Source organism: Acinetobacter sp. IRS14, from assembly GCF_034650275.1.
Classification (GTDB): domain Bacteria; phylum Pseudomonadota; class Gammaproteobacteria; order Pseudomonadales; family Moraxellaceae; genus Acinetobacter; species Acinetobacter oleivorans.
The window spans coordinates 277,983-296,137 of sequence record NZ_JAOVFN010000002.1 but is presented as its reverse complement, the minus strand read 5'-3'; the positions used below and the strand labels follow the sequence as shown (position 1 = coordinate 296,137).

The 18,155-nt window shown below is 41.0% G+C and carries 12 protein-coding genes; 3 read left to right on the top strand and 9 right to left on the bottom strand.

Translation table 11 applies throughout. The annotated features are described in order from the left end of the window. Positions 1–22: 22 nt before the first annotated feature. The 8 genes from ODQ17_RS03605 to ODQ17_RS03570 form a co-directional block, all read right to left on the bottom strand. On the bottom strand, positions 23–1,525 hold the full coding sequence (locus ODQ17_RS03605; protein WP_005301860.1) for a UvrD-helicase domain-containing protein: 1,503 nt from the start codon (positions 1,523–1,525) through the stop codon (positions 23–25). A 9-nt stretch (positions 1,526–1,534) separates the two neighbouring features. Beyond that, positions 1,535–2,308 (bottom strand): bifunctional phosphoribosyl-AMP cyclohydrolase/phosphoribosyl-ATP diphosphatase HisIE, encoded by a 774-nt coding sequence (hisIE, locus tag ODQ17_RS03600; protein ID WP_322901774.1) that lies wholly within the window; start codon positions 2,306–2,308, stop codon positions 1,535–1,537. A 174-nt stretch (positions 2,309–2,482) separates the two neighbouring features. After that, on the bottom strand, positions 2,483–2,869 hold the full coding sequence (locus ODQ17_RS03595) for a VOC family protein (RefSeq protein ID WP_322901772.1): 387 nt from the start codon (positions 2,867–2,869) through the stop codon (positions 2,483–2,485). Between the two features lie 26 nt (positions 2,870–2,895). After that, positions 2,896–4,209 (bottom strand): FAD-dependent oxidoreductase, encoded by a 1,314-nt coding sequence (locus ODQ17_RS03590; RefSeq protein ID WP_322901770.1) that lies wholly within the window; start codon positions 4,207–4,209, stop codon positions 2,896–2,898. A 121-nt stretch (positions 4,210–4,330) separates the two neighbouring features. Continuing rightward, positions 4,331–5,950 (bottom strand): ABC1 kinase family protein, encoded by a 1,620-nt coding sequence (locus tag ODQ17_RS03585; protein ID WP_004794982.1) that lies wholly within the window; start codon positions 5,948–5,950, stop codon positions 4,331–4,333. Positions 5,951–5,962: 12 nt separating this feature from the next. Then, complete coding sequence (locus ODQ17_RS03580; RefSeq protein WP_004794980.1) at positions 5,963–6,631, bottom strand: ubiquinone biosynthesis accessory factor UbiJ; 669 nt, start codon at positions 6,629–6,631, stop codon at positions 5,963–5,965. 11 nt (positions 6,632–6,642) lie between these two features. Then, entirely contained in the window at positions 6,643–7,590 is a 948-nt protein-coding gene (gene ubiE, locus ODQ17_RS03575) for a bifunctional demethylmenaquinone methyltransferase/2-methoxy-6-polyprenyl-1,4-benzoquinol methylase UbiE (protein WP_005301878.1), read from the bottom strand. Between the two features lie 147 nt (positions 7,591–7,737). Then, positions 7,738–8,445 carry an FFLEELY motif protein gene (locus ODQ17_RS03570; protein WP_107880643.1) on the bottom strand — a complete coding sequence of 236 codons (708 nt, stop codon included), beginning with the start codon at positions 8,443–8,445 and terminating at the stop codon, positions 7,738–7,740. A gap of 209 nt (positions 8,446–8,654) precedes the next feature. Between ODQ17_RS03570 and pap the strand changes: the two genes are divergently transcribed. After that, positions 8,655–10,073 carry a polyphosphate:AMP phosphotransferase gene (pap, locus tag ODQ17_RS03565; RefSeq protein ID WP_005301884.1) on the top strand — a complete coding sequence of 473 codons (1,419 nt, stop codon included), beginning with the start codon at positions 8,655–8,657 and terminating at the stop codon, positions 10,071–10,073. A 22-nt stretch (positions 10,074–10,095) separates the two neighbouring features. On the opposite strand, the gene ODQ17_RS03560 is transcribed toward pap, so the two are convergent. Beyond that, a complete protein-coding gene (locus ODQ17_RS03560; protein WP_005301888.1) occupies positions 10,096–10,602 on the bottom strand; it encodes a hypothetical protein in 507 nt (168 codons plus the stop codon). Positions 10,603–10,771: 169 nt separating this feature from the next. On the opposite strand from ODQ17_RS03560, the gene ODQ17_RS03555 reads away from it, so the two are divergent. Further along, on the top strand, positions 10,772–14,407 hold the full coding sequence (locus ODQ17_RS03555) for an exodeoxyribonuclease V subunit gamma (RefSeq protein ID WP_322901767.1): 3,636 nt from the start codon (positions 10,772–10,774) through the stop codon (positions 14,405–14,407). Positions 14,408–14,410: 3 nt separating this feature from the next. Then, positions 14,411–18,109, top strand: a complete 3,699-nt coding sequence (locus ODQ17_RS03550) for a UvrD-helicase domain-containing protein (protein ID WP_322901765.1) — start codon at positions 14,411–14,413, stop codon at positions 18,107–18,109. Positions 18,110–18,155: the final 46 nt, after the last annotated feature.

Genomic DNA, 18,155 nt, shown 5'->3' with positions numbered 1-18,155 from the left:
GGCTCACCTAATTATGAGCGCTTCAACCAACCGATTGACGAAGACTTAAAGGCGCCCTTAGTTTTAATTGTTGTATCAGATCATAAAGATGATGGATATTTAGACTTACTTTAGCACGAGTACAGGCAACGTAAAGTAATCTTAACTCTTCATCACTAATCTTGTGTTCTAAGCCATTAATTTTAAATTGATAGTCATCTTCAATATGAACGCGATTCCATTCTAGCCCTTTCGCTTTATGAGCTGTAGAGATGACATAATCAGCTTGCTCAAGTGGAGTAATCTTTGCAAGTGCTTTTTTTAGCGGGTCAGTGCCGTGATCATCAACCAGTTTAACCAATGGTTTAATGTCACTTCCTTCATTGGTTTCACAGTACTCATGAACATCATGCCATGAGTTAAACCACGCCAATTCAGGAACGTCAGTAACTCGTTTTCCTTGCTTTAAGAGACTTGCGGCGTCTACAAAACGGTTTAGTTTTTGATGATCCGCCTGCAAACTTACTTTATCACCGTGAACTAAGCCTGCCAGTAAAAGTTCCATTGCACGAGCATTGGTACGGCATAAAATCGCATCACGCATTTTGGTATGCGGTTTATTCACTACACTTGATTTCTGGTTTGGATTACCAAGCAAGGGAACAGTTTCATTTAAACCGCCAAGCAGTGCATTGGCCACATCGGCAATCGTTTCGCCAAAACGAAAAGAAGTGGTTAACCGAGATTCTGGCAAGGGCAATTGTTGCATGGCATTAATTGCACCACGCCAAGCGTAGATTTGTTGATGTGCATCACCGACATAAATAACTTGAGTATTTTTTTGGCGAAGTAAAATACCTAGCATTAGAGGGTCAGCATCTTGTGCTTCATCAAATAATACGTAATCAGTAGGAATGTTTGGCTCAGACAATGCCCAAAGTTTGAGATAAATATCATGTCCAATACCTGCTTGATGGTTTTGGTCAATCGACTCTAACCAACGTCGTTCCACAGCAGGGTAAAGGTGATTTTGTAATTCGATAATATCGTCTGGATGCAACCAGTTAGGTGCCTGAATATGTCGAGGTGCCGGATATTGGGAGCTTGTTGAACAGAAATAGCTGACTGCATTTGCTACAAGACTCGCTAGACGGCTTGGCATTAAGACATATTTCTCGTAACGCCCACCCATCATACGTCGTAGCGTAATCGGTTCTAGTCGATATTCTTTAGCAATAAAGCTTGGACTTAGTCGTGGTAGACGTAATTTATCAGTTACACCGCGCGGTACGCTACGAAACGCGAGCGAGTGAAAAGTACGGCAGTCTACATTACGATGAAATTTATTTTGTGCTTCACCAGCAATAGCTTTGTTAAATGCTAGATACATACCACGCCGTTCAGGCATGGCATCGCTAATCATTTGTAAAGTGGTGGTTTTACCTGTGCCAGCATAGGCAATCACTTTAAATGACTGCCCAAGACGTGCATTATCTATGGCAATTGCTTGCTCATAGGTGGCTTTAGGTTTTTCAATATTCGACACTGAGTGATTTTAAACCTTGTTGCGGTTAGCTTTTTCAACTAAACCAGATAAACCCTGACGACGAGCTAATTCGTCAATAATAAGTTGTGGATTAAGATCGAAATAACCCAACATCACAATAGTATGGAACCACAAATCTGCTGTTTCATAAACGAGATCGTTTAAGTGAGCTTCTGAATCCTGTGCAGCAAAATCTTTAGCAGCAATAATTGCTTCTACACTTTCTTCACCCACTTTTTCTAAGATTTTATTGATACCTTTTTTGTAGAGGCTTGCAACATATGAAGTATCAGCTTCAGCTTGCTTACGCTCTTGCATCAATTGCCCTAAGTGAGCAAGTACATCGACTTGTTCTGTGGTGTGAGCATGATTGTGGCTTTCAGTTTTAGCTTTGTCACCATAAATTGCAGTAGGGTCTTTTAATTGTGCATCGACAATTTCCCAACCCTGTGGTGTGAGTTTACGATAAAAACAAGACTCACGACCCGTATGGCATGCAATACCACCGTGTTGTTCAATTTGTAGAATAATTACGTCGCCGTCACAGTCCAGACGAATTTCATAAACAGTTTGGAAATGGCCTGATTCTTCACCCTTGTGCCAAAGTTTTTGGCGAGAGCGAGAGAAGTAAACAGCCTGATTTTTTTCTGCTGTGAGCGCGAGTGATTCACGGTTCATCCACGCCACCATCAAAATACGTCCGGTTTGATGATGTTGAGCAATGGCAGGGATAAGACCTTGTTCGTTAAATTTTACTTCATCGAGCCATTGCGTGTTATTCATGAGGAATCACCAAAGAAATATGAACTATAAATTGATTTCAATCAGATGCTAAAAAATAGCTTGTATAGTGTACGGCATCAACGTGGCTTTGCGGAAAAATTCTTTGCGCTTTTTGTCTTTGTCATAGTAATGAACATCTTGTAATGCTTACCAGTCAGTATCTTATTCAAGTGGCTAAGACGTGAGAATATTTGAAATCTCAATTAAATTTTGATCTGGATCGCGAATGTAAACTGAAAGAATAGGATGCATTGCACCAGTACGTTCAACTGGGCCTTCTTCAATTGTAATATTTAATTGATTAAGGTGCGCAATCACTTCGGAAATGGGAGTTTCTGAAATAAAACATAGGTCGGCAGATCCAGGAGTTGGCTGTAATGCCTTAGGTTCAAACTCATTACCTTGCTGGTGTAAATTTATTTTTTGATTTCCAAACTGTAGAGCCTTTCTATCACCTTTAAAAGTGATGACCTCAAACCCTAATACGGTTTGATAGAAATTATAGGTGGTTTCAATATTTGAGACGGTTAAAACAAGATGATCAAGATGGCTGATTTTCATGTGTTACTCATTATTATTTGGTTGGGTTAATAGTCAGACAGAGATTCGCTTTTTAAATTAAAATTGCTGCTTTCTTTAGGTGTTTGAGCCACTCGATCATAATCAAGTTGCTGAAATGGACTAGTCTTTAATCCCGAAATTGTGATTGCCATTTCTTTTCGAAAATAGGGGATTTGATACATCCAAGGAAAAACTAAATCTCTTAAGCCTCCAGCCCACCAATGGTCAGATTGATAAAGGGGTGTTAATAAGCGACTGAGGAACTGATAAAACTGAGTAGATGAACGGCGAAGCTGGTGGTAGTGCTGCCAGAGCAGGGGCCAATCAATAGTTTGGTGCTTTTGAGCATGTTGTAATGATTGAGAAAAAGCCCAAGCATCCAATAATGCCATATTTGCGCCTTGTCCCAACTGTGGGCTCATTGCATGAGCTGCATCTCCAATCACACCAATTCGACCTTGACCAAATTGAGTCATGACTACATCACGGTAGTTTGCAGATAGCCATTTAGGTTGAGTTTGACTGTCATATAAAATCTCTTTGAGCCATTCTGCAACTTTGGGCCAACGCTCAGAGACTTGTTTTAACCAAATTTGTTTAGCTTGTTCATCTTGCAGAAAGCTTTGTAATTGCGGAGTAGGCAAGCTCCAGAAGATACTTGAAAGGCGTTGCTGAGGTTCTGTTGGAATCGCTCCTGTAGGAAGAATTCCCATCATAATTTTCGAGCGATCATAAAATTGATGCAGAATTTCAGAATCGAGTACTTGGCACTCAGGCACGATACTCCACGCCGCACCCCAAGGGTAGGCTTGGTCAACCTTGACCCATGCTTTGGGGCGTAATTGGCTACGAGCACCATTGGCAATAAGTACGGCATCAAAGCGAGCATCAAACTTTTGACTTTGATAAGTTCCGAATAGCCGAACTTCATCATTATGTTCTTCAAAACTTTCAATAGAATGGTTCATACACCAAGTAATCTGGCTTGAATATTCGCTAAGTTTTTGAGTGAGCACATGACATAAAGTGGCACGGTGTATACCTAGCCCATAAAGATTTGCTGATGCTTCGTGATAATGACTGTTAACTAAAAGGCGCTTATCCGGAAGTTGTCCTTCTAGGCCTGTGACTCTCGCACCTAAGGTTAAGGCTTTGTCGAGCACACCTAAATGTTCAAATACTGCTAAGCCCGCAGGTTGTAGTAATAAACCAGCGCCCACTGGAGATAACTCATCAACTTGTTCAAAAATAGTAACGTTATTACCTTCACGGGCGAGCAAAATCGCAGTGGCTAAACCTGCGGTACCTGCACCGATAATGGCAAAATGAGGTGTTTTCATTGTTTGTTCTTTTGATGCATTTATGAATGCTAATTTAGCAATGAACGAACAAGCGATCTATATTTTTAAAAATTAAAGTTAGCCATAAAAAAATCCCTTGCGCGGGCAAGGGATTTAAAACTTATTTCAATATACGCCAAAGCGCTAATAAACTGCTTAGCACAATTAAAATAATAGAAACAAACCAAGGACTAATAATCGCGATGGTGAGTAAAATCAGCATGCTACTACCGAACATCCAACTGCGGCGTTGTTGATGTTCCATTTGTAAACGAAGTTGCTGCATTTCGCGTAACTGACGGTCTTGCCAAGCAGACTGATTTTTTAAACCATTTAAACTATCAACAATTAAGCTTGGGAAATCTTGAGCACCTAAAAGCAGGTCAGGTAACTGCTGTCCTAACTCTTTTATATTTTTGACTGGGTTCATGTTGGCCTTGACCCATTCAGTCAAAATTGGTTTTGCCAATTTCCAGATGTCGAGCTGCGGGTACAGATCGGTCCCTAGGCCTTCGACATGCACTAAAGTTTTTAGCAACAACATGAGTTGTGGTGGAATTTCTAAATGGAAGCGACGGGCAATATCCATTACTTGAATCAAGATGCCAGCAAAATCAAGTTGATCCATTGGTTTAGATACCATTGGACCAACGGTGCGACGCATTTCACGCGATAGCGCATCTTGGTCTGTACCCGGTGGAATCCAGCCAGCTTGATGCACAATTTGAATGAGCTGCATAAAGTTGCTGTTCATTACAGCAAGCAACATGCGGGCAATGGTCATCTGGTCATGCTTAGATAACTCACCCATAATTGCACAGTCTAGTGCAATAAAGCGTGGGTTGCTTGGGTTAATTGTTTCTACAAAGACATTGCCGGGATGCATGTCGGCATGGAAAAAGTTATCGCGGAATACTTGCGTAAAGAAAATGGTTAATCCTTTTTCTGCAAGTTGTGCGCGGTCCATGCCAAGACGATCAAAGGTTGCCGTATCTGAAATAGGTACACCTGTAATGCGCTCCGCCACCATGACATCTTTGGTGTCCATGTAGACTTCAGGCACATACATCATGGTTGAGCCAGTAAAATAATGGCGCATACGACGAGTGTTATCTGCTTCAATACTCAAGTCCAGCTCATTTAAAATAATCTGGCGGTAGTCTTGAATAATTTCAGAGAGATGTAAGGCACGAGCAGCTTCAAGGCGGCTTTCTAGTGTGTTGCCTAACCATGCCAAAATCTCAAAGTCTTGCAAAATTTGGTTGCGAATGTCAGGACGAGTCACTTTAACAACAACTTCTCGACCATCGTGCAAAGCAGCAGTATGAACTTGTGCAATTGAAGCAGCTGCTAATGGCTGATCATCAAATCGTGCAAACAAGGTATTTACGTCAGCTTTTAATGATTCTTGAATACGTTGTTTGGCAACATTGCTATCAAAAGGTTTTACCTGATCTTGAAGTAAGACCAATTGAGCGAGTATTTCAGGTGGAATCAAATCACGTCGAGTTGACAGTAATTGTCCAAGCTTAATTGCAAGCGGCCCCATCTCTTCCAAAGCTTCTTTGAGCTTTAAAGGATTTTTACGTTCGCGACTAGACCATGCAGCTGGGTGCATTTTAATAACACTTAATGCACGTTGAGCTTTAACTGGTAATTCATCCGCAGGGAACAACGTATCGAGTCTATAGTGCGCTGCAATACGCCAAAGTTCGAGTAAACGTGAAACGTGCGGAATCATATACGGTCTTACCTAATCTTGAGAGGGTTGTAGTTGTATGTTGAGTTGCTGCAATCTTGCTTCTAGACGGTCAATGTCTTGATTAAGCTTGCGAGTTGCTTGAGTTAAATCATCCATTTCCCAACGAGGGGCAAATAGACCACTATCTTCTTTTAATGCGTCTTCTGCAAAAAATAGATGACTTTGAAGAGAGCGTTTTAAATGTTTTGGTGCAAGTTGAATCTTGCCAATTTCGTGGGCGAGTTGAGGACCGACCCATCTTGATAAGTGCGAAGCTAAATCTGGTTCAGCTTGTTGCATAATCTTTTGAATATCCTGTAGCAGGTGGTAATCACCTTGCAATGGGATATTGCCAATCTGATCTGGATCGCTGACCAATAATTTAATCAGTTCGACGACATCTTTAACATGCAAAGTTGCTGTTGCTTCAGAAATTTTGAATTGCGCATCAAAAGGGCGTTGTTCAAAAATAGAAGGCTTTTCACTGTGCCCTGTTGCAGTAGGTTCAAGACGTACTTTTTCTTGGTCAAAGAATACATCGACAGAAAGCTGCGGGCTATCAATCACAACACGCAACATTTTGCCCTGTAACTGATTAAGCTGAATGCGTGTAACCGCATCCAGATCGATCAGATGATGAATGATACGTTCGACTGCACCGAGTGCCAGAATCGACCACATATCGTTATCCCTTACAGTTTGAAGCCACGGTGAACGGCAACGATACCAGCAGTAAGGTTGTGATAGTCACAGTTCTGGAAGCCAGCATTTTCCATCATACCTTTTAAGGTGCGTTGGTCTGGATGCATACGAATTGATTCAGCCAAATATTTATAACTTTCTGAGTCATTCGCAACCAATTTACCCATAATCGGTAAAGCAGTGAATGAATAGAGGTCATAAAGTTTTGAGAATGGCTCAAATACAGGCTTAGAAAATTCAAGAATAAGTAAACGACCACCTGGCTTCAACACACGGAACATAGAAGCAAGCGCTGCATCTTTATCTGTCACGTTACGTAAACCAAAGCTAATGGTGAGTAAGTCAAAGCTATTATCTGCAAAAGGCTCTAAAGTTTCTGCATTGGCAAGTACGAAGTCAACGTTGGTACAGCCTGCATCAATTAGGCGGTCGCGACCAACATTAAGCATAGATTCGTTAATGTCTGAAAGAACGACATGACCTTGAGGACCAACTTCACGACTAAATACTTTTGCTAAGTCGCCTGTACCACCAGCAATATCTAATACGTGTTGACCACGGCGTACGCCAGACATGTTAATTGCGAAGCGTTTCCATAAGCGGTGAATACCAAATGACATTAAGTCATTCATCAAGTCATATTTGCTTGCAACCGAGTGGAACACTTCTGCAACTTTTTGAGCTTTATCTTCAGTTCTAACAGTTGAATAACCGAAGTGGGTGGTTTCACCAACGTTGCCAGTATTGCCAGCGCCACGTGGTAAATTGTATTTCGGTACAGAACCATTAACAGGTGTGTCGGTTAAGGTTTGTTGTAAAGATTGTTGTTGCCCTTGAGGGGTACCTGACGGTAAAGGTGAGCTTAGGAATGGGCTAACTTTGTCTGAACTTTGTGCCTGCTCAGTTGGAGATGTTGGCTTTTGGTTTTCGTTAGACATATTGTCTCTCCTAGACTCAAACTCAAGTGAAACGGAATAAGTTCTGCATGATGACAGATTTTGTCTATTTTTACAGGCATCATCATGCAAATATAATGAATAAAATCTCAACTTCGTAAGGTTGATTTTTTCTCTGTGCCGACCTTATCACACTCTAAACGGATTCGGATGCCCTGAATGTACATTTTCAATAATTTGGCGTTCTTTTTCAGTAAAAGTCTTGATAAAGTTCTCGGCTGATTTTAACGGTTTCATCGCACTAAAACCATCTTGGATAAAATCATACATCAATTCGAAGTGATATTTTTGGGCAATGCCTTTACACATTTTAAAAGCCGTAAACATCATAAATGAGCGCATGTATTTATCGAGTGCTGCGCCTAAATCATCAAGAAGAGCAAGCTGCTGATAACGAGCTTCTGCCTGATCAAGCTTGATTAAGGTTAAACGCATAATCTCATCAGTGAGTACTGTATCTGCTGGATAGTCCTCAAGAAGCTGCATAGCTACTTGTTCATCAAGTTGAGTTGCAAGCACAGCTAAACTTACTGATTTAGTGCCAGTTTTAATTGCATTTTCAGGCAATACTTTTTCGGCTTTATGGGCATATTTCAATAAGCGTTCAATTTGAGCTGCTAGAGCATCAAACTCTGGACCACCATATAAACGATTTAAAAAATATTCTGACATGAGTTTATGTTCAGGCAGATTAAAAAAGTCGTGATGCGTATCTTTCATCCGCTCTTTTAGCCATGTTTGTACATCTTGCAAACGTTGGGCAAGCACTGGATTGTCGTGATAATTAAATGTTTTATATTGTTGTAAAAGATCATCAAAAGCAGCGAGTTTAGACATTTAAGGCTCTAATATTGGGCTATTTGCAAAAAATCATAAGAGGCATTGTAACCTTGTACTATGGCGAGTAGATGTAAAAAAAATGATTCATGCGTCAATTCTTAGACAGATTTTTGTCGCAATGACATAATTTGTATAGCAATTCATCATTTAACCGCATAAGTTAAAGATCATCGAAATTAAACAATAAAATATTAGAGCCGTGGACTATGAGTGAACAACAACCAAAATTTGAAATTCGAGATGAAGAACTGCTTTCAGTTGACTTGATTGAAGCACAATATGCGTTAAAAGAAAGTCGGGGAAAACCCAACGCTAAAAGCACACTCATTTTAATGAGTGGTATTGAGCTGGCAGGTAAAGGGGAGGCAGTTAAGCAGCTCCGTGAGTGGTTAGACCCTAGATATTTACGAGTCAAAGCAGATGCACCACGTGTGCTGACAGATACAGAAGCATTTTGGCAATCTTATTCGGAGTTTATTCCTACCGAAGGTCAAATCGTGGTGATGTTTGGTAATTGGTATAGCGATTTGCTCGTAACAGCGACACATGTGTCTGAGCCTTTAGATGAGGCGCGATTTGATGCTTACGTTGAAAATATGCGGGCATTTGAGCAAGATTTAAAAAATAACTATGTTGATGTGGTTAAAGTCTGGTTCGATCTTTCATGGAAATCACTACAAAAACGTTTAGACAAAATTGACCCGTCTGAGCAACACTGGCATAAGCTTCACGGTCTAGATTGGCGTAATAAAAAACAATACGACACTTTGCAAAAGTTACGCCGTCGTTTTACCGATGATTGGTACATTATTGATGGCGAAGATGAAAAGCAACGTGATCAGTTTTTTGCTCAGTACCTTTTACAACACATGCGCCAACTTCCAGACCATGAAACCGAAGTCAAAGGGAAATGGCAGCAGGCTAAAATTCCAGAGAGTTTATTAAAACCTTCTAATGAACCTCTTGAAAAAGCCGAATACAAAAAAGAGCTCGATAAACTAAGCAAAAAAATTGCTGATGCCATGCGTTTCGATAAACGTAATGTCGTCATTGCTTTTGAGGGAATGGATGCTGCTGGTAAAGGGGGTGCAATTAAGCGAATTGTTAAAAACCTAGACCCGCGTGAATATGATATTCATTGTATTGGAGCACCTGAACGCTTTGAAGCACGACATCCTTACTTATGGCGCTTTTGGAACCGCATTAATGAAGCCGAGAAAATCACAATCTTTGATCGGACATGGTATGGGCGCGTACTTGTTGAACGTGTTGAAGGTTTTGCTTCACCTTTAGAGTGGCAGCGTGCCTATGACGAAATTAATCGTTTTGAAAGAGATTTATTTGATAGCCAAACGATTGTAGTAAAAATTTGGCTTGCGATTAGCAAAGATGAGCAAGAACAGCGCTTTAAGGCCAGAGAAGAGACACCGCATAAACGTTTTAAAATTACCGCAGAAGATTGGCGTAATCGTGATAAGTGGGATGATTATTTAAAAGCGGCAGCCGATATGTTTGAGCGAACCAGTACTGACTACGCGCCTTGGTATATTGTTGCAACTGATGATAAATATACGGCACGTCTAGAAGTATTAAGGGCGGTTTTAAAACAGCTGAGAGCAGATTAAGCTCTCAGCCATAAGGCATAGATTAATTTACAATGGTGGTGCGGCTTTTTTGCTGAATACGCTTTGCAAGATTGTAACTGTCAGTAAGATGCGTTTCTGCTATTTTTTTCATCATGAAATAGCCTAAACTAGCTGCTACAATTTGTCCGCCTAGCGGTATAAATTTAGTCACCTGTTTCGTTACGATTTTGCCAAAAAAGCCGTTAAATGTTTTTTTAACAGTCGTGCGTGCCACTACAAAGCCTGAAAATTCAAAACCCCGTTTACGTAGTTCATCCCAGTGAATTGTTTTAGTTTTTGGGTCATAGACACTTACGTGTTCAGGGGCTAAACCGAAACGGGAATTGATATCTGGAATCAGGTACGACAAAATTCCTAAATCTATCACTACGTCAAAAAAAGGAATCGGTACAATTGCCGCGCCTGCTGAGACGTAAGCTCTTTTTTTGATGAGATCATGGCACTCATCGCGAATTTGTTCCAGATTTAGGCTAGGATCAATATAGTCAGGAATCTTGTCAATTTTCATAATGTCTACCTGTATAAATTTCTTGATGGCGTCATTCAAACCAAGTGTAAGTGACACCTGAAGTTAAATTATGCTGTGTTTAAACCAACGTGACATAGTCAGATTCAGTTGTATAGTAATGAATGTTTATGATTTTGTGCATAAATTATGCAAGCAGGAAATGAAATAAATGGGGATCCATGTTATTCAAAGTCAACGTATTGATGTGTTGTTGCAAGGTGTATTAGCGTCTACATCTCAAGCTTCAACGCATCCTTTACAGGTTTTGAAAACCCAACATTTTATTGTTCCAAGTCCTGCGGTCGAGCAGTGGCTGATACAAAAACTTGCAGAACAGCAAGGCATGAGTGCCAATTACCAGTTTCACCAACGAGTACGCGGCTTCCAGTGGTATGCCTATCAGCAAGTCTTAACTGCGCATAAAGAACAGGTCCGTAAAGCCAACATCCCACGTTTGATTTTTAAATGGCGGGTGCATCAGGCTTTACACGAATTTATTCAACCTGACACGATGAGCATAGACACATCGCATCCTTTACATTCCATTGTTCAGCGTATTTATGACAGCGCAGATCGACTCGAGCAAGGCATAGATAAACAATTAAAAAAACAAAAAATGTTGTACTGGGTCGCTGAGCAGGTTGCTGATTTATTTAGCAACTATATGATTTATCGTGGACAGTGCCAGCGTGGTTGTGAAAATGGTTGCACTTGTCCTGAAAACTGGTTGTCTGCTTGGGGGCAGGGTCGAGCACTTGATATTGAAAAATATATTGTACAAAAAGATGAAGAAGTGACTGCTTTTGCATTGCACCAAACTGAGGAGCTAGAACGCTGGCAGCGTTGGTTGTGGCAGCAACATTTTCATGATGATTTTGTGCAGATGCAGCAAATTGATGCGTTGTTCTGGCAAGAGTTAGATCATCCGGACCGTAGTAAGCGCGCTATTTCAAGATTACCTAATCAAGTAGTGATCTTTACGTTATTAGATTTGCCGCCAAGCCAGTTACAGTTCTTGCGCCGTTTAGGCCAATATATTGATGTCTTGATTTTGCATTATAACCCGTCACAAGAATATTGGGCCGATAGTGTCGATCCACTGTGGAAGCAGCGTTATGACTTAGGGGTAAAAGAGCGTTTTATTGCAAAAAATCCAAAGGCTACAGATGCTGAAATTAGTGATTTCTTTAATAAATTTACACTCAACTTTAATGCTGAAGCGCGTGAGTCCAGACATCCGCTTTTAACCAGATTGGGTAAACAAGCCCGCGACCACTTTTCACTATTATCGAATTTGTCTACGGGCGAAGAAGGTAAGTGGGTTGATGCTTTTGTGGATGATTTTCCAGAAAGTTTACTCGGTAAAGTTCAGTCAGATATTTTGCATTTAGTGGAGCCGCAAGCTAAGCAATATGAGCTTGCTTCCGATGATGACTCTATTCAGATTCATGTTTGTCATTCGACGCTACGTCAACTTGAAGTATTAAAAGAGCAATTGATTGGTTGGCTGGCTAAACCGCATGAGCAGCCGCGCCGTCCAAACGATATTTTAGTTTTAGTTCCTAATTTGGCTGACATAGAGCCTTTAATTCGAAGTGTATTTCCTGCGACGGCCACAGAGCAAGGTGTGCATTTGCCCGTGAAAATTGCAGGTGTTGCATCACTTGATGCACTGAATGCATGGCGCGCCGTGATTGGGCGTATTCAACTGATGCAGGGACGTTTTAGCTTTGATGATTTTGCTGACTGGTTAAGCTTGCATGCGACTCAGCAACGTTATGAACTTGAATATGTTCAGGTTGAGCGAATTTTAAATTTACTTGCCGATGCAGGCTTTAAACGAGGGCTTGATGCAGAACATCTCAAGCGCAGTTTGTGTGACGGTGATGATGATTACCGATATAGCTTTAAATTTGCCTTAGAACGATTGGCTCTTGGTATTGCCGTGCCTGTGCATGCGACATTTAATCAGGTGTTGAGTTATGCCAAAGTTCAACAGGGTGATTTTGAGCTGATTGGTATACTCATTCAAATTTATCAAGATTTGAATGAGCGCCGTGATTGGCTGACTCTGCATGAACATGGGAAAGTCTACACGGTTGAATATTGGCTTCAGGTATTGGGCAAAGATATTGTTGAGTTTGAACAGGTCGGTGTTGCTGCTTTAAAAGCTGTTCGGGAAATTGTTAAGAAACAAGAGCGAATGTTGACGCTCGCGAGCTATTACGCCGAGACAGAAACAGGAACTTTGCGCAAAATTACCTTACCTCTGCCTTATATTATTGAAGAAATTCAGCGAACTTTAGAAAGCCAAAGTGCACAAGCTGAACCAACAGGGCAGATTACCTTTGCTCAAATTGGACATATTCGGCCGTTACCTTATCGTTTAATGGTCATGCTAAATCTGGATGCAGGGCAATTTCCAAACCGTGATACACACGTTCCATTTGATTTAATGGATGCACTGCGTCAACAGTTAGGTGACCGCTCTCGTCTTGAAGATGATCAAGGTGCGTTTTTAGATGCTTTATTATTAGCCCAAGACAATTTATGGCTGTTTTATAACGGTTTTGATGTGAATGATGGTGAGGTACGAGAACCTTCCAGTATTCTTCAAGAGTTCCGTGAACACCTTGCCCTGATTGTGAAAGCTGAAGATGATGTACCTGAAAATGTCGTTATTGAAGGGATTGAGATTCCATCACAGTTAAAACAACTCTATCACTTACATGACTTACAGCCCTTCGATCCGAAAGGTTTTACTGTAGAAAAAAGTGTGATCCGTTATCAAGATCACTGGTTTAAGGTCGCTTCACAAATTCAGCAACTCTCAGGAAACCGTCAACCTTGGGCGAATACGACCTATCCGCTACAAGCTCCTGATATGCTGGTTTTAGAGAGCCAGCAGTGGATACAGGATGTGACGTTCCCTGCACGGTTATATTTGAAAACTTTAGGGGTAGAAAACTTAGGAAGTGTCGGAGTGCTCGACCAAAATGAACCGTTATTATTAGATGGTTTAGGGCGTTATGCGATCCGACATTTTTTACAACAATCTGACCAGCACGCACAACCTGAAGTATTAATTGATCAGCTGCCTGTAGGTAAAGTCAAATATAGCGCATGGCAACAAGGTGTGTTTGAGCAAGAATGTTTGCTTGAACGCCTTCACCATTATGCACCAGCAGTGACACCAACGACTCAGCGTATTTGGCGAATTGCTAAACAGCTACATATGAATATTACGGTTCCAAAGTCTGAAACTCAGGATTGGGTCAGCATGGAACCTTCAAGCGCCCGAGCAAAAAGACGAGCCAAAGTCTGGTTGGAACACTTACTTTGGTTAGCTTATTTGAATGAGGGAAGTGCAGGAGCTGAAAAGCGCCGTATTGTGGTTTTTAGCGATCAAACTGTGATTTGTAGTGGCGTAAGTTCTGAGCAAGCTCGGCAATATTTACAGCCATGGTTTAAAATCTGGCGTCATGCACAGCAACAACCATTGGTTCTACCAGCAGCCTTATTATTAAAACCATTAGAAAAAGCCAAAGCATATCAGTGGGAAACAACAAACCAGGCAGAAAAAGCAAAACTGGATGAGAAGAGCTACACTGAGCTGTTAAAATACTGGAATGAAACAGGGTCATTTACCACGATGGATATGACTCAAAATGAAGCTTGCAAGTTGCATCGAGACTGGAGCTTTATTTTGCAAGAACAAGATGCGCAAGCTTTGCTTCAACATGCTTGTGATGAGTTTGCGTATGATCTGTATCATCCGGTTTTTCAATTTCAACATTCGGAGTAAGACATGAACTCAAGAGTACAGGTGTCTTATCAACCTATTATTGATATTGAATTTAGTGGCTTACACTTAATTGAAGCTTCGGCAGGTACAGGAAAAACCTATACCTTATCAAGTTTGATGGTCCGTATCTTTCTTGAAAAGTACTTGCCTCGACAAGTGATTGCAACCACGTTTACCCGTGCTGCCGCTGCTGAGCTGAAAAGTCGTATTCGCGCCCGTTTGGTCGAAACGTATCGTTACTTAGAGACCAAGCGTAGTTTTACAGAACACGAATTAATTACGCAGGCTGAGCAAGAGTCTGACTTATTACTTCAACATATTTTAAAAAGCTTTGCGACGCGTATTGCCTACGCGTGTGAACGTTTAAAATTGGTCATCGATCAGTTAGACGAGTTATTTGTCGGAACGCTCGATAGCTTTAGCCAAAAACTATTACGTGAGTTTGCCTTTGAGAGTGGCAAAATTGAACGCGCTCAAATTACTGATGATGCCAAAACCTATAGCCGACAACTGATTCATGATGTTTTGCGTGAATGGATACAGTCTCAACCTCAGACCGTGATTGATGCGTTGTATCTGGCAGGTGAGTTAAAAAGTGTCGATAGTTTTGTCAAACTTGTTGAAGACTCACTGAATTTTAGTTCGGCTCATTTTAAGCTTCCTGAAAAGCCAAACATTCAGTTTGAACAACTTGCTCAGCTCAAACAGTTGGCGACAGAAATTGACTTAAGCCTTTTAGAAAACTATTACCAGCTTGATGGTGAACACTATAAACATGTGAGCGGCACAATATTTCGGAATGGGGCATTTAACAAATTATTTAGTGAATGCTTACCGCAGCTTTTGCAAGTTCTCACGCAAAGCGACAGCATTTTGGTTTTTGATGGGTCTTTGGCCACACAACGTGAGCTTGTTTTTAAGTTTTTAGGTCAACTTGCCGATCAGAAAGTTTTCAAGAAATGCCCTGCTGAAATTTCAGATGGTTTCTATCAGCATCCCTGCATGCAGCAGATTCAGAAGTTGTTTGGTGTGCTGAAAAACTACGCCGAGCAGTTCGATCAGCTTCATATTTACTTAAAAGCCTATTTATGTGTAGAAGTTAAAAAACGTTTACCACAGGTTTTGCAAAATAAAGGTGAAACTACTTTTTCTCAGCAAATTCGTACACTTTCTGAAGCTTTAAAAGGTGAGCAGGGGCAGCGTTTTGCTGTATTTGTTCAGGCACGTTATCCCTTAATTTTGGTCGATGAATTTCAAGACACTAACCAAGATCAAGACGATATGCTGGCGAGCATTTGGCGCCATCCAGAGCGCTACCAAAAAGGTTGTATGATTATGGTAGGTGACCGTAAACAGGCGATTTACGGTTTCCGTGGTGGGGATATGCTCACCTTCTTAAATGCCTATAAAGATATTCAAGCCAAGCATGGCCGTGAATATAAGTTAATTCATAACCATCGTTCCGTTGCAGATCTGGTTGAAGTGGTCGATGCCTTATTTCAACGACAAATTGATTTCGGCGAAGAGGTTCAATATGACCCAATTCGAGCGGGAACTCGGCCTCATCCTGTACTGATTGAGCAGAACAATCATAATCCTCATCCTTTACGTTGGCTCATGCTTAAAGATAAAGAAACTGAGGCACAGCAAGTTGCTTGGAAGATTCGAGATCTACTCAACCAGTCACATGCTGGAGAGCTATATTTTCAAAAAGATGCTCAGACTCAAACTCTAAACGAAGATGATATTGCGGTATTGTCCCGTAATCATGATGGCCTCGATAAAGTTCAATTTGAGCTAGAACGTTTAGGAATTCGGGTTAACAGGCCATCGAAAAGAAGTGTTTTCGATTGCACAGTTGCGCAAGACGTTGGTGCTTTGTTGACTGCCATACTTCATCCTTATGATGAGGCAAAAGTGAAGCGAGCTTTAATTAGCCGTCTATTTGCCATGGACTTAAAACAACTCTTGCAGCTTGAGCAGACAGCCGAAGGGTTAAGCCAGTTTATGACTGGTTTTGACACTATTAGAGAGTTGTGGTCCGCTCAAGGCTTTTTAGTGGCATGGCAACAATGCTTAATCCGGTTTGATATATGGCAAAATTTGGTCGCTGCCCAAAGTAAAGATAATGAACGGGTTGTGGTGAACTTGCGTCATTTGACTGAAATTTTGAGTCAGCACAGTGAGAAATACTCAGGCGCGCAAAACCTCTATCATTGGTACCTCAAACAGTTGGGTTCTCCTCTGGATCGTGATTGGGAGTTAGAACGTAAATTGTCGAGTGAGGCTGGCGTTCAGCTCATGACAATTCACCAGTCAAAAGGACTGGAATTTAAGATTGTTTTCTTATTAGGTGCAGACAAGCCCTTTCGAGAAAATAACAAAACTCTGAATTTTTCGACCCAAGATGTAGTCCAACCAGACTCAAGTCAGACCTTGACTCAACGTGTCGTTGCGATTGCTGACAAGACTTATTTGAATGAAGTTGAACTTAAGCAACACGAAGAACGAGCGCTTGCTGAACAGAATCGCCTTTGGTATGTCGCTTTAACGCGAGCAAGCCACCGCGTCTATGCGCTTTTACAAGATCTTGATAGTAAATCAGTATCAGGCCTCGCGTTTTGGAAAAATAGGACTGAGCCTTTTCAACACCGCTGCTGTACGGATGAAATGGTTTTGGAGCAGATTCCACAGGCAATTCATTTAGCCAAACAAACAAGTATTATTGAAATACAAGCACAACGGTTTCCTGAACAACGTTTTTATTCGAGAGGTAAAACCAGTTTCAGTTATTTGGCACAGCATTTAAAACATAAGGCTGGCACAGATTTATTGGCGAGTCAGAGCAATGATGCTGTATTAGCAGAAGATGAGCTGGATTTAATCAACACTGCTGAAGCAATCAGTGCTCAGCCGATTGACTGGATCAAGAGTAACTTTCCGCGAGGAACACTTGCTGGTAATTTCTTACATGAAATATTTGAGCATATCGATTTTCAATGTTCAGATGACTGGGTAAGTGAAATACGTCGTCGTTTTAAAAATGACTATAGTAGTCTTTGGCAAGATTTACTTAATAAATATAACGAGAGCTTCCCAGAGCAAGAAGATGCTGAGAATCTGCTTTACCAGACAGTTGCAGAGTGGCTGAAAGATATTTTGCGAACGCCACTTGATCAAGGTTTCCGACTAAATCAGCTTCAACAAGAGCAGTATTTGTCAGAGTTTCCTTTTTATTTGGCGTTGTCAGATCGGGTTCTAGCGATGACTCGTATTCAGCAGCTTTTCGCTGAGTATGGTTTGAATATGCCTGAATTACTTGAAGCACGTTCAGCACGTTACCTCAATGGTTCTATCGATTTAGTTTATTTTGATGGGCAGCGTTATCACATTGCCGATTATAAAAGTAATTACTTAGGTGATGATCTTGCAGATTATCGTAGCGATAGCATTGCCCAAAGCATGTCTTTAGCAAGTTATTGGCTACAGGCAGGTTTATATCTCGTTGCATTACATCGCTATTTGCAAGTCAAAATGCAGGATTACCAAATTGAGCAACACTTAGGTGGGGCAACTTATCTTTATTTACGTGGCATGAATGGTGAAGCTGAGCAGGGCTATTATTACTGGCAGCCTAGCATTGAGTTTATTCTGCGTCTTGATGCCATTTTAGGGTATTTTGCTGAGGATAAAATTGCATGAAAAATGCTGATAAATTATGTAATTTTAATATTAACAAATATTTGGC